Annotated in this window: 12 protein-coding genes; 9 read left to right on the top strand and 3 right to left on the bottom strand. The window is 60.4% G+C overall.

Going from position 1 to position 13,592, the window contains the following annotated elements:
- Positions 1–37: 37 nt before the first annotated feature.
- The 3 genes from ACSQ83_RS25585 (at position 38) to ACSQ83_RS25595 (ending at position 2,041) form a co-directional block, all read left to right on the top strand.
- Positions 38–619 (top strand): peptidylprolyl isomerase, encoded by a 582-nt coding sequence (locus tag ACSQ83_RS25585; RefSeq protein ID WP_414948215.1) that lies wholly within the window; start codon positions 38–40, stop codon positions 617–619.
- 118 nt (positions 620–737) lie between these two features.
- Positions 738–1,235 carry a peptidylprolyl isomerase gene (locus ACSQ83_RS25590; protein ID WP_047896501.1) on the top strand — a complete coding sequence of 166 codons (498 nt, stop codon included), beginning with the start codon at positions 738–740 and terminating at the stop codon, positions 1,233–1,235.
- Positions 1,232–2,041: a UDP-2,3-diacylglucosamine diphosphatase gene (locus ACSQ83_RS25595; RefSeq protein ID WP_436230056.1), complete on the top strand. Its 810-nt coding sequence runs from the start codon at positions 1,232–1,234 to the stop codon at positions 2,039–2,041. Before ACSQ83_RS25590 ends, ACSQ83_RS25595 begins: the two co-directional genes overlap by 4 nt.
- Positions 2,042–2,060: 19 nt before the next feature.
- On the opposite strand, the gene cysE is transcribed toward ACSQ83_RS25595, so the two are convergent.
- Together cysE and ACSQ83_RS25605 are read right to left on the bottom strand one after the other, a co-directional pair.
- A complete protein-coding gene (gene cysE / locus ACSQ83_RS25600; protein ID WP_414948213.1) occupies positions 2,061–2,849 on the bottom strand; it encodes a serine O-acetyltransferase in 789 nt (262 codons plus the stop codon).
- Between the two features lie 240 nt (positions 2,850–3,089).
- On the bottom strand, positions 3,090–3,896 hold the full coding sequence (locus ACSQ83_RS25605) for an RNA methyltransferase (protein WP_436230057.1): 807 nt from the start codon (positions 3,894–3,896) through the stop codon (positions 3,090–3,092).
- A gap of 350 nt (positions 3,897–4,246) precedes the next feature.
- On the opposite strand from ACSQ83_RS25605, the gene ACSQ83_RS25610 reads away from it, so the two are divergent.
- From ACSQ83_RS25610 to ACSQ83_RS25630, 5 genes are all read left to right on the top strand, one after another.
- Complete coding sequence (locus ACSQ83_RS25610) at positions 4,247–5,047, top strand: inositol monophosphatase family protein (RefSeq protein ID WP_436230058.1); 801 nt, start codon at positions 4,247–4,249, stop codon at positions 5,045–5,047.
- Between the two features lie 230 nt (positions 5,048–5,277).
- A complete protein-coding gene (lplT, locus tag ACSQ83_RS25615) occupies positions 5,278–6,576 on the top strand; it encodes a lysophospholipid transporter LplT (RefSeq protein ID WP_436230059.1) in 1,299 nt (432 codons plus the stop codon).
- 158 nt (positions 6,577–6,734) lie between these two features.
- Positions 6,735–7,103 carry a DUF883 family protein gene (locus ACSQ83_RS25620; protein ID WP_414948209.1) on the top strand — a complete coding sequence of 123 codons (369 nt, stop codon included), beginning with the start codon at positions 6,735–6,737 and terminating at the stop codon, positions 7,101–7,103.
- Positions 7,104–7,349: 246 nt separating this feature from the next.
- Complete coding sequence (gene mutS, locus ACSQ83_RS25625; RefSeq protein WP_436230060.1) at positions 7,350–10,067, top strand: DNA mismatch repair protein MutS; 2,718 nt, start codon at positions 7,350–7,352, stop codon at positions 10,065–10,067.
- Positions 10,054–11,484, top strand: coding sequence for a hypothetical protein (locus tag ACSQ83_RS25630; RefSeq protein ID WP_414948207.1), 1,431 nt, complete (start codon positions 10,054–10,056; stop codon positions 11,482–11,484). Before mutS ends, ACSQ83_RS25630 begins: the two co-directional genes overlap by 14 nt.
- A gap of 93 nt (positions 11,485–11,577) precedes the next feature.
- Here the strand turns inward: ACSQ83_RS25630 and ACSQ83_RS25635 are convergent, their stop codons facing one another.
- Positions 11,578–12,117 carry an FKBP-type peptidyl-prolyl cis-trans isomerase gene (locus tag ACSQ83_RS25635; RefSeq protein ID WP_031363930.1) on the bottom strand — a complete coding sequence of 180 codons (540 nt, stop codon included), beginning with the start codon at positions 12,115–12,117 and terminating at the stop codon, positions 11,578–11,580.
- Between the two features lie 33 nt (positions 12,118–12,150).
- Here ACSQ83_RS25635 and ACSQ83_RS25640 point away from each other — a divergent pair, with 33 nt between their 5' ends.
- Positions 12,151–13,383: a JmjC domain-containing protein gene (locus ACSQ83_RS25640; RefSeq protein ID WP_436230061.1), complete on the top strand. Its 1,233-nt coding sequence runs from the start codon at positions 12,151–12,153 to the stop codon at positions 13,381–13,383.
- Positions 13,384–13,592: the final 209 nt, after the last annotated feature.

Raw genomic sequence — 13,592 nt, forward strand, 5'->3', positions numbered from 1 at the left:
TCACCCGTAACTGCTCCAACCAGAGGATCGATTGCTCATGAAAAGTTTGTTGTTGGCGCTCGGCAGCGCTGCACTCATTGCCCAGGCACCCGCCTTCGCGCAGTCGTCGCAGACTGCTGCCCATCCGACCGTGCTGCTCAAGACGTCACAAGGCGACATCAAGGTTGAGTTGTATCCTGAGAAGGCGCCGAAAAGCGTCGCCAACTTCCTGGACTATGTAAAGTCCGGTCAGTACAACGGCACGATTTTTCATCGTGTGATTCCGGGCTTCATGATTCAGGGTGGCGGGTACACGACCAGCTTTGTCGAAAAGCCCACGCGTGCGCCCATTCCGCTTGAAAGCAAGAACGGGCTGAAGAATACGACCGGCACGCTCGCCATGGCGCGTACGGGCGATCCGGATTCGGCCACTTCGCAGTTCTTCATCAACACGGTCGATAACACCGGCCTCGATTACCCCAACGGCGACGGCAACGGTTATGCCGTGTTCGGCAAGGTGGTCGCGGGCATGGATGTAGTGAAGAAGATCGAAGGCACGCCGACTACGACACGCGGCCCAATGGGCGATGTGCCGCAAACGAACGTCGTGATCCAGTCGGCTAGCGTCGTCGGGAAGTAAAACGCCGGGGGAACAAGGCGCCGCCGCTCGCCGTCACGGCGAGGGGGGCATGAAGCAGGCATACGCCGTGCGCATCGCGTATTGCCCTATCTACTCTTGAAAAGGAAAGGAACTCATCATGGTCGAACTGCATACGAATCACGGCATCATCAAGATTGAACTGAACGCTGAGAAGGCGCCCAAGTCGGTCGAAAACTTTCTGAACTACGTAAAGAAAGGCCACTACGACAACACCGTTTTTCATCGCGTGATCGACGGTTTCATGATCCAGGGCGGCGGTTTCGAACCCGGCATGAAGCAAAAGCCGACGGACGCGCCTATCGACAACGAAGCGAATAATGGCCTGAAGAACGAACACGGTTCCGTCGCCATGGCACGCACGAATGACCCGCATTCGGCCACCGCGCAGTTCTTCATCAATGTGGGTGACAACGAGTTCCTGAACCACTCGTCGCCGTCGCCGCAAGGCTGGGGTTACGCGGTCTTCGGCAAGGTCGTGGAAGGCCTCGATATCGTCGACAAGATCCGCAAGGTCAAGACGGGTTCGAAGGGCTTTCATCAGGACGTGCCGGTGGATGACGTCGTGATCGAAAAGGCTGTCGTCGCCGGGGAATGATCGACTCGACGCACAGCGGGATCGGAACAGTTGAAACAGCGGGCGCGAAAGATACAGCGCGCCCGCTGTTTTTCATTTCCGACCTCCATTTGAGCGATGCCATTCCGCACACTGTGGCGGCGTTCGAGCATTTCATCGAAGTGACGGCGAACGATGCCGACTCGGTGTTCATCCTCGGCGACCTGTTCGAATTCTGGGTGGGCGACGATGTGCTGGCAACATCGGTGGCCGGGTCACGTGCTGCGTTCGCGAGGCGCATGGCGGCGTTGATGCACACGTTGTCAGAACGCGGTATTGCGTTGTATGTGATGCATGGCAACCGTGATTTCCTGCTCGGCAAGCGCTTCATGCTCGCCGCCGGGGCGCTGCCGTTGCCCGATCCGTTTGTTATCACGGCGTTCGGCACGCGCATTGTGGTGGCGCATGGCGATGCGCTTTGCACGGCCGACCCTGCGTATCAGCGCTTTCGGCGGTTTGCGCGTAATCCCGTTGCACAACAACTATTCCTGAGCTTGCCGCTGAAGCTGCGCTTATCGATTGCGGAGCGCATGCGATCAACCAGCGAAGACGGCAGGATGCGACCGGTGGACGCGAAATATGACGTCACGCGTGAGGCGGTGGCGAAGCTGTTCGCAAGCACCGGCACTCACACGATGATCCACGGCCATACGCATTTGCCCGCACGTCATCGGGAAACTGATGGCGTTCGCTGGGTCATGCCGGATTGGGAACTGGATCACGGCGAGCCGCGCGGCGGATATCTGCGCGTGGACGCCGAAGGTATTCTGGCTTTGCCGCTCGCCTGAGTTTGAACGGCGACGCTTTTCAGCGCCGCGCTGCTTCGCCTTTCATCGCATCGGAGAGACGCTTCAGGTCGATGAACGCGGCAGTCTCGACGCCGCTGATCGCATCGATACGCGTGCCCAGTTTCTCAAGCGCCGCGACAATCTCATCCACACGATGTGCCTGCGTAGACGCATGATCGATCAATCCGTGGATAGCAAGTGACACGGGATCATCGGCGTTAGGCGTGATGCCGTACGCGCAGAACGCTGCACGCTCCGGCACACCCGAGCCTTTTTGCGCGGGTTTGACGGTAGCCGGCATCACCACACGCGCCGGATTGCCGACGGCCGTTCCGCCCGCCGGAACCCGCTTCACCACCACCGCGTTCGAGCCAATCTTCGCTTCCGCGCCGACCGTGAACCCACCGAGCACTTTCGCGCCCGCCCCGACAATCACGCCGCGCTCGAGCGTCGGATGCCGTTTTGCGCCACGCGCGAGCGACGTGCCGCCCAGCGTCACGCCCTGGTAGATCGTGCAGTCATCGCCAATTTCCGCCGTTTCGCCGATCACCACGCCCATGCCATGATCGATGAACACGCGCCGTCCAAGCGTCGCGCCGGGATGAATCTCGATGCCCGTCATGAACCGCCCGAACTGCGAGACAAATCTCCCGAGCCAGCGCCAGCCCGCGCGCCAGCAAGCGTGCGCAATGCGGTGCAGGACGACGGCGTGAAAGCCCGGATAACACGTCACGACTTCCCAGGTGCTGCGGGCGGCCGGATCGCGCTCGCGGATGGCGACGATGTCTTCGCGGAGTCGATTGAACATGGCGGTGGCTCTGTGGGTGTCGGGGTGTCGATTCCCGGATCCACGGCTCAGCACGGATTCGGGAATCGATAGTTCGATTTCCGCAGATTGTAGGACGGCCAATAGAAGTTCGCTGCGATGCCCCCGCTGGCAAAGCGGTCAGGGTTAGATGCGGGCATCGAAACGCAGATCGCTTTATTCGACACGACACACGGAATAAAACCACTGCTCCTCCGCGCTTTTGACACGCCCGCAGTCTTCCTACTGTTTGATCTTTAGAAGAATATGCTTGGCGATGCCGCGCAGGATATTCACTTCCTCGTGCTCAAGTCCGGAGCGTGAAAAAAGCCGCCGCAGCCGCGACATCAGCTTCTTCGGGTTGGCGGGATCGAGGAAATCGAGTGTGACCAGCGCCTGTTCCAGATGGGCATACATGCCCTCAATTTCGTCGCTGGACGCGCTGGGAGCGGACGTTGCCAGGTTCGGCGTTGTTGAAACAGCTGGAATACCGTCCGCGCGACTGAGCAGCGCCAGCCGCAATTCGTAAGCCAAAACCTGAACCGCTTGCGCCAGATTCAGCGAGCTATAGGCGGGATTCGCCGGAATGTGCGCGAGCGCGCTACAGCGCTCCACATCGGCATTCGACAAGCCCACGCGCTCGTTACCGAACACGAACGCAATAACGCCCGAATTCCCCGCTTGCCCTCGATCCGCGAACTCGCAAGCCTTCTCCGCGGCGGCGCGCGGCGCCATTTGCGGCGGCCCGTATTCCCGCGAACGCGCCGTCAATGCAACCGACCAATGCACGCCAGTCAAGGCATCGGCGAGTGTTTCGACGACTTGCGCCGACGCGAGCACGTCGTCGGCGCCGCTTGCCATCGCGATCGCTTCCGGCTCGCGCGTGACAAACGCGATTTTCGGTGCGACGACGACCAGCCGGGAAAATCCCATTGTCTTGAGCGCGCGCGCGGCCGCGCCCACATTGCCGGGATGGCTCGGTTCGACCAGCACAAAGCGAGTCGATGCAAACACGTGGTCCGGGAAGTTTGATGAGGTGTTCTGGTCCAAGGGGAAATGCTTGCCGGAAGGTTGAAAGAGACGTCATGGTATCGCCGCGCGGCCCATCCGGCGACCCTTGCGCCGACATTAGCTGCGCACTCGACTTTGTACTCGTCGCGCGCCGGCGGCCGACTCGGGTAAAATACCCCATTCGCGTGTGTCTGCTGTTGCTGGTCGCTGTTATCAGGCGCTATTGCAGGTTCAAAGAAGGCACGCGCCCCGCTCTTCTTCAATTCGTTGCCGTCGACACACGTCGTTTTTGCCCGCTGGTTTGGGCCGTTTTCCGTTCGGCGTTGGGACTTCACACACGACTTCGTGCGCGTGCGTGGAGCGCCGCCGCCGGCCAAAGGACTATTTTCATGCATCCGATGCTCAATATTGCTGTCAAGGCCGCTCGCCGCGCCGGACAGATCATCAACCGCGCGTCGCTGGACCTGGACCGCATCCAGGTCAGCAAAAAACAGCATAACGACTTCGTGACGGAGGTCGACAAGGCCTCCGAGGCGGCGATTATCGAAACGCTGACTACGGCCTATCCGAAGCACTCGATCCTCGCCGAGGAATCCGGTGCGCAGGACAAGGATTCGGAGTTCCAGTGGATCATCGATCCGCTCGACGGCACGACCAATTTCATCCACGGTTTCCAGTATTACTGCGTCTCCATCGCGCTTGCCCACAAGGGCATCATCACGCAAGCGGTGGTGTACGACCCCACCCGCAACGACCTGTTCACCGCATCGCGCGGCAGCGGCGCTTATTTGAACGAGCGACGCATTCGTGTGGCAAAACTGGATCGTCTCGGCGACGCGCTGGTCGGCACGGGCTTTCCGTTCCGCGACGGGGCGGGCCTTGAAGCGTATGGCAAGCTGTTCTCGCAGATGACTGAAGCCTGTGCCGGCTTGCGCCGCCCAGGCGCTGCCGCGCTGGATCTGGCGAATGTGGCCGCAGGCCGGCTTGATGCGTTCTTCGAGCAAGGCATCAACGCATGGGACGTGGCTGCGGGCAGCTTGCTGATCACCGAAGCCGGCGGGCTGGTGGGTAACTACACGGGCGAATCGGATTTCCTGCACAAGAGCGAGATCGTAGCGGGCAACCCGAAGGTCTACGCCCAGATGATCAAGATCCTCGATCCCTTCACCACCGCGCGCCAAAGCGCTTGATGGCAGGAGGAGATTGAAAAAGGCGGCTACGGCCGCCTTTTTGTTATCAGCGTGCGCTTCCTCAAGGCAAGCTCACAGCGGCTACGAATGCGGGCCGACATGCCCTGCTACCGTCCGAAAGGCTAACGTTGGCCCGCGCAATCTGCACGCCATCGCCTGCTCCGCTAAAGTGTCCTGCTCGCCGTCCGCGGCATCCCTCACCCTTTCTGCCGCCGCTTCTCTTCCGTCTAATGAAAAAAGGCTTCTATACGATCATTGCCGCGCAGTTCGTTTCGTCGCTCGCCGACAACGCGCTGCTGATCGCTGCCATAGCGATGCTTTCGGTGATGCATTCCGCGTCGTGGGTCACCCCGCTGCTGCAGATTTTCTTCACGGTGTCGTACGTGCTGCTCGCGCCGTTCGTGGGTGCATTCGCCGATTCCATCCAGAAACGCCACGTCATGTTCGTCTCGAACGCGCTGAAGGCCGGTGGCTGCGCGCTGATGATCCTTGGCGTGCATCCCATGATCGCTTACGGCGTGGTCGGCCTTGGCGCCGCAGCGTATTCCCCGGCGAAATACGGCATCCTCACCGAGCTTTTGCCGCCCGAAAAACTCATCCCGGCGAACGCGTGGCTTGAATCGGCAACAGTCGGATCGACAATTCTCGGTACGGTGATCGGCGGTGCGCTGGTCAGCCAGTACGTTCAGCATTTCATTAGCGGCTCGCATCTCGTGCTGATTCGCTCGGCAGCCGACGCCGCCATGTTCGCCGTCATGATCGTTTATGCCGCGGCTGCGGTGATCAACATCGGCATTCCGGATACCGGCGCGCGATACCCCAACCGGCTCAAGGAGCCGTCAAAGCTCATTGGCGATTTCATCCACGCATTCAAGGTGCTATGGGGCGACAAGCTGGCGCAGATCGCGCTGTGGGTCACCACTTTGCTGTGGGGCGCGGCGGTGACGCTGCAATTGCTGGTGCTTAAGTGGGCGGCGGCGAACCTGGGTTTGTCGTTATCGAAAGCGGCGGTGCTGCAGGGCGTGACGGGGCTTGGGATTGCGATCGGCGCGAGTGCCGCCGCCGCGTGGGTGCCGTTGCGCAGTTCGCTCAAGGTCCTGCCGATCGGCGTGGTGACAGGCGCTGTGGCTATCGGCATGGCGTTCTACAACAAAGACCTGTTTCCGGCAGGTTCCGGCGTGCATATCGGCCCACTGTTCGCGCCGCTTTACATCCTGGGCGCTTATCCGCTGATGATTTTGCTGGGTGCGCTGTCGGGCTTTTTCATCGTGCCGATGAACGCCATCCTGCAGCATCGCGGCGCAACGCTGCTGTCTGCCGGTGCGTCCATCGCGGTCCAGAATTTCAACCAGAACCTTGCCGTATTGTCGATGCTCGGCGCGTACGCGCTTTTGCTGACGACCAACCTGCCCGTAGAATGGATTATTGTGGTGTTCGGCGTGTTTATCTGCCTGATGATGTGGCTTGCCATGCGGCGGCACGCGCGCAACGAGCGGACGGTGGATCTGGGCGCGCTGGTTGAAGAGTGATCGCGTGACTCGCGTGACATTCATCAGGGTGCGGGAACGGAATCTGCTGCATGCTTTGTTCGGCCGGAAAGAAAGTCGCGCCCTTCGCAGAATGCATAAATTGAAACGCGGAGTGCGTGGTTTGAAATTAAGCAAACGACACGTCAAAGGAGCTGCAAATGGGTCTGTTCACACGTTCCACACTCGATAGCAACATCAATGGCGCGGCCAAAGTGGGCCATCGCGCGGTTCAGGGCGCAAGCGACGCTGTCGATACGGCCAGCACGCAGTTGCGCGGCCTGCTCGACGAGCTCGACAGTTCAATCCGCGATGCGAAGGATATCGACGTCGACAAGTTGCGCAAGGATTTGCAAGCCAAGCTGAAAGCGGCGCGCACCCAGTTCGACGGTTCGTCGTCCGCCATCGCCGGGCGGCTCAATGACGCTGCCGGTTACGCCGACGAATTCGTACACGACAAGCCGTGGCATACGCTCGGCGCAGTGGCGGGACTCGCGCTGCTTGTCGGATTTCTGGCAGGACGTTCTTGATTGGGCTTGTGTGACATTCGTGGAATATGTAAAAACGCCGGCATGCCGGCGTTTTTGCTTTTGGACGGTGCTTTCTTTGCCGCTGGGGCACGAGGGCAAGTGCGCAAGGTTCCGCGTCAAGCCACGTCCGTCTGCGTCACGTTAAGCCACGTTAAACCGCGTTAGCCGTTTGGCTGACATTCCCGCGACGAGCCGACGCGGTACACTCGTGGCCTTAAGCACCTTCGCACAAATCACGCACGCAAGATGGGTACGCATATCTCCGTTTCGTCTACCACTCAAGACTTGAGTCCCGCCGCGCAGACACCCGGCGTTGCCGTGGACCTGTCGCACCACACTCCCATGATGCAGCAGTATTTGCGCATCAAAGGGGAGCATCCTGGCACGCTCGTGTTTTACCGGATGGGCGACTTCTACGAGCTATTTTTTGACGACGCCGTCAAGGCTTCGCGCCTGCTCGACCTCACGCTCACTCAGCGCGGGGCGTCGGGCGGAAACCCGATCAAGATGGCCGGCATCCCCCATCATTCGTGCGAGCAATATCTGGCGAAGCTCGTGAAACTCGGGGAATCCGTCGCTATTTGCGAGCAGATCGGTGATCCTGCGACATCGAAGGGACCGGTCGAGCGCAAGGTCGTGCGTGTCGTCACGCCCGGTACGCTGACCGATGCCGCGCTCCTCTCCGACAAAAACGATGTCTTCCTGCTTGCCCTCTGCCCGGCGCATAACCGCCGGGGAGTGGTCACGAGCGTCGGACTGGCCTGGTTGAATCTGGCGAGCGGCGCGTTGCGCCTTGCCGAAGTCGCGCCTGATCAATTGAGCGCGGCGCTCGAGCGCATTCGCCCGGCTGAAACGCTGATCGCCGACTCGTTTTCCACGACCAACGCACCGTTCGAAATCCCGAACGTAGGAGCCACCACGCGGGCGCCGGCATGGCACTTCGATATCGACTCGGGCACGCAACGTCTGCGTGAGCAACTCGATGTCGCGAGCCTCGACGGCTTCGGTGCGCACTCGCTGACCTGCGCGTGCGGCGCCGCGGGCGCGCTGCTGCTGTACGCAGCCGCAACGCAGGGTCAGCAACTGCGGCACGTGCGCAGTCTGAAGGTGGAGTACGAATCGGAGTACATCGGTCTCGACCCAGCCACGCGCCGCAATCTCGAATTGACCGAGACCTTGCGCGGAACGGAGTCCCCCACGTTGTGCTCGCTGCTGGACACGTGCTGCACGACCATGGGCAGCCGTCTGCTGCGTCATTGGTTGCATCATCCACCCCGCGATTTCACCATTGCGCAAGGAAGGCAGCGTGCAATTGGCGCATTGCTCGATGCGCCCGCAACCGCGAGCCTCGATGGTTTGCGCGCAGCGTTACGGCAAATTTCGGATATCGAACGGATTACGGGGCGGCTCGCGTTGCTGTCGGCAAGGCCGCGCGATCTCTCCAGCCTGCGCGATACCTTCGCAGCATTGCCCCAACTGCGTGAACGGCTGGCTGCCGTAAAGATGCATTCGGCATCGCTGGAACGCATCGACGTATCGCTTGAGCCGCCGCCTGAATGCCTCGCGTTGCTGAGCCGCGCAATCGCACCCGAACCCGCCGCGCTGATCCGTGACGGTGGCATCATTGCGCGCGGTTACGACGCTGACCTCGATGAGCTTCGCGACATCTCCGAAAACTGCGACCAGTTCCTGATCGACCTCGAAACGCGTGAACGCACGCGAACGGGCATCGCGAACCTGCGGGTCGAGTACAACAAGGTGCATGGCTTTTATATCGAAGTCACGCGCGGCCAGACGGACAAGGTTCCCGATGACTATCGCCGTCGCCAGACGCTGAAAAACGCCGAACGTTACATCACGCCGGAGTTGAAGACCTTCGAAGACAAGGCGCTGTCCGCGCAGGATCGTGCACTGGCACGCGAGCGCATGCTTTACGACGCGCTGCTGCAAACGCTGTTGCCGCACATTGGCGATTGCCAGCGCGTCGCGGCTGCGCTCGCCGAACTTGACCTGCTTGGCGCGTTCGCAGAACGGGCGCTCGCGCTCGACTGGATCGCACCGGCATTCGCGGGCGACGCAGGCATCGACATCGAGCAAGGGCGGCACCCCGTGGTGGAAGCGCAGGTCGAGCAGTTCATCGCGAACGATTGCTGCCTGAATACCGAGCGCAAGCTGTTGCTGGTCACCGGACCAAACATGGGCGGTAAGTCGACGTTCATGCGACAGACCGCATTGATCGCACTACTCGCTTATGTGGGCAGCTATGTGCCCGCAAAACGCGCGCGCTTTGGCCCGATCGACCGGATCTTCACCCGCATCGGCGCCGCCGACGACCTCGCTGGCGGCCGTTCCACCTTCATGGTCGAAATGACGGAAGCGGCAGCCATTCTCAACGACGCCACACCGTCGAGCCTTGTGCTGATGGACGAGATCGGCCGCGGTACGTCCACCTTCGACGGCCTCGCGCTCGCATGGGCTATCGCGCGTCATCTGCTATCGCATAACGGCTGCCATACGTTGTTCGCCACGCATTACTTCGAACTGACGCAGTTGCCTGCCGAGTTCGCTCAGGCAGCGAACGTGCATTTATCGGCGGTCGAACATGATCACGGCATCGTGTTCCTGCACGCGGTGAACGAGGGACCGGCGAACCAGAGCTACGGCTTGCAGGTCGCACAACTTGCTGGCGTGCCACCGGCTGTCATCAAGGCCGCGAGGAAGCATCTGGCGCATCTGGAGCAGCAGTCGATCGGCCAGCCGTCACCGCAATTCGATCTGTTCGCGCCGCCTGTTGTTGAAATTGCTGACGCCCACGAACACGAGGAACCAGCCGAAGCGCAGCCACACCCTGCGCTTGACCGGCTGCGCGCAATCGACCCGAACGACTTGCGCCCACGCGACGCACTCGATCTGCTCTACGAACTACATGAGCTGGCGTCGAACGCTCCGGATGCGTCGCGTTAGCATTAGCGCTGGCATAAAGGCGGACGCTGCCATCGACTGGCCGGGTGCGCGGCGCATGGTGCCCAGCCGCGTCATCGTGACTGGTTTAGGCGCACTCCTCCTGCTGGCCGGAGGATCGCGGCACGCGAGCGCTGAGGCGCCGACGCTCGCGCCCTCGGCGCCGCTCACATTCGCGATCGCGTCGAATGGTCTCGACAAGCCCAGCGGCGAAACTGCGTTCCAGCATCTTCTCGATGCCATAGGACAAGAGCGGAACACGTCCTTCATTGTCTACAACGGCGACCTCAAAGGCGAGGCAGAACCGTGCCGGGATTCGCTCTACGATACCCGCCAGCGAATCTTCGACAGCTCCCGCAAACCGGTCGTCCTGCTGCCCGGCGGCAACGACTGGGCATCTTGCGCTCTCGCGCAAGCAGGCAGTTACGATCCGGTCGAACGGCTCGATTTCGTCCGCCAATTGTTCTTCAGTGACTCGACTTCACTCGGTCGGACGCCCATGAACGTGATCCGCGAAAGCGATGTCGCGCGCTTCCGGCCGTTTCGCGAAAATGTCCGATGGCAAGCCAACGGCGTTGCGTTCATTGGCTTGAACGCGCCCGCGCCGAACAATCACTATCTGACCGCGGGCGGGCGCAATGGAGAATTCGAGGACCGCTCTGTCGCGAACGCGTTCTGGCTGGAACATGCGGTGGAAACTGCACGACGCTCGGAGATGCGCGCGGTCGTCGTGATCCTCCAGGGCGACCCTGACTTTGCCCGTTATGAGCGTCGCGATCGTTTCGCATGGCTACGCTTTTCTCGCGGCGACGCGTCGCGCGATGGTTTTCTCGAGCTCAAGCGCAGCTTGGTCAAAGCCGCCGAATCGTTTCGCGGGCCGGTGATCGTGATCCATGAATCCGATACACCGATACCGAGGGGCTTTCGTATCGACCAGCCTTTGCGCAACGATAAAGGCACGGTGGTATCCAATCTGACGCGGATCGCGATTGGTTTGAAGAAACCACAATCGCAATGGCTGGAAGTGGAGTCCGACTTCGCACTGCGGCCGCCCTTCCGGGTGCGCGTGCGCGACGTGATCGTGCGGCCGGCGTCAGCCAGCCAGGCGCCGACCGTGCCCGCGTCGTCGTCGATACCCTCGTCGGCGGCTTCGCCTTCGTCGTCTTCCGCCTCGTCGCCATCGATACCCGGCGTCGAAACCGACACTCCCGGGCCTTCATCGTTTTTCCAGCAGATGCAGCCCGTGCAGCCATCGCAACAAACGCAACAGCAGTTGCAACGCCCTGCGCCAGACACGGGCACGCCCGCTTCCCCGGCGCCGCCCATACTCAACTTGAACCCTCCCGCAAACCTGCCGCCGATCCTGCCCGTGCCATCAATTCCGGCAAGCAGCGCATCGGGATCGGGTACCAGCCAATGATCGCAATCACGGATCATTACGCGAGATAAAACAAAGGCGCAGCAACCTGCCTGCGCCTTGTTTCACATCGTTTCAATCGGCCGTATAAACGCCTCAGTGCAAGGTCGGGCCAGCGTCCTTGCCTGGCTCTTCGTCGTCCTCGTCGAGGACTTCAAGACCGTCGAGGCCATGCGCGTGCTGATGTTCCTTTTCATCCTCGGTGGCTTCGCGGACTTCCTGCACGTTCAGCGCGAAACGCAACGCCATGCCCGCTAGCGGATGATTGCCGTCGAGCACGACTTTATCTTCTGCCACGTCGGTGACCGTGTAGATCAGCGAATCGAGTTCGTCCTCCCCGTCTTCCGGGGTGCCTTCAAACTGCATGCCGACTTCGAGCGGTTCCGGAAACCGGCCGCGCGCCTCGACTTTCACGAGATCGGGATCGTACTCACCGAACGCATCCTGCGGTTCGAGCTGCAACTGGGTCTGATAGCCGGCTTCCTGACCGTCGAGTGCTTCCTCGATCTTGGGGAACGTGCCATCATAGCCGCCGTGCAGATAGACCATCGGCTCGTCGCTTTCCTCGATCAGATTGCCATGAGCGTCCGAGAGCTTATAGGCTACTGATACGACGGTGTCTTTTGCGATTTTCATTGGATTCTCCAAGATACAAGCCTCAATTATACGATGCCAGCGCGGTCCCCTAACGTTCCCTCAAGTCCCTTCGCGGTGCCGCTTCCCGACGAACCTTCCACCCTGCTCGGTAACCTCACGCCTGCGCAATTCATGCGCCGGTACTGGCAGAAAAAACCGCTCCTGATCCGTCAGGCGATTCCTGACATTCAAGCACCGCTATCGCGCGACGACCTGTTCGAACTCGCCGATAGCGAAGACGCGGAATCGCGCCTCATCACGCATTTTCGCAAGTCCTGGGCAATGGAGCACGGCCCTTTTGCGCCCGATGAATTGCCATCTGTGAAAAAGCGTGACTGGACATTACTTGTGCAAGGGGTGAACCTGCACGACGACCGTGCCCGCGCGCTGCTCGACCGCTTCCGTTTTATCCCCGACGCCCGCGTCGACGACCTCATGATTTCGTACGCCACCGACGGCGGCGGCGTGGGCGCGCACTTCGATTCCTACGACGTCTTTCTGCTGCAAGTTCACGGTAAACGGCGCTGGCGCTTTGGCGCGCAGCGCGATCTCTCGCTAAAAGAGGGGTTGCCGTTGAAAGTTTTACAGCACTTCGAAGCGGATGAAGAATGGGTACTGGAACCGGGCGACATGCTTTACTTGCCGCCTCACATCGCCCATGACGGCGTGGCTGAAGGCGAGTGCATGACCGCCTCCATCGGCTTCAGGGCGCCTTCTGCAAGCGAACTGTCAGGCCAGTTCCTGTATCACCTTGCTGAGCGCCTGGACGACGCCCGCAGCGCTGGCAACACGGGCAGCAAGGATGGCGCTCAACGCTATCGCGACCCGGCCCAGCCGGCGGTAAGCCACCCGGCGCAACTGCCTCAACTCATGATCGACCGGGTTGGCGCGATCCTTGCAAACATCGAATGGGATGAGAAGGACGTTGCTTCATTTCTCGGCACATATCTGAGCGAACCGAAGCCGAATGTTGTATTCGATCCGCCGCGACGCCCTTTGAATGAGAACCGGTTTATCGAGCGCGTGAAACAATCCGGTTTGAAACTCGATAAAAAAACCGTGTTGCTTTATGACAAGCACACTTATTTTATGAATGGCGAGCAGGATTTAATGGCGGGAAAGCTGAAAAAATGGCTCCCCGAACTCGCCGACAAACGCTATTTGGAGGGGAAACGCTTTGTAACACTCTCAGGCGATTCGTCAATGACAGTGCTACTGCACGAGTGGTATTGTGCGGGCTGGATACAAGTTGACGCAAACGCCTAGTGTTTGGCCTATCTTGCTGTTCCGCGGGTTGAAATGTATGAGAAAGACAACGTATTGTCCCCTGATTTATCGACGGTCGATACGAAAGTGCATATAATTTCCGCCCAAGCCGTAGGAAGTCTCACAGACATACATAATGTGAGTCCACAACGGCCCGGGTCGGTGTTGGAGCACACATTACCGGTACTTTGCGCTGTTGCTTACCTTTA

The sequence above is a fragment of the Caballeronia sp. LjRoot29 genome, assembly GCF_964252755.1.
GTDB lineage: Bacteria > Pseudomonadota > Gammaproteobacteria > Burkholderiales > Burkholderiaceae > Caballeronia.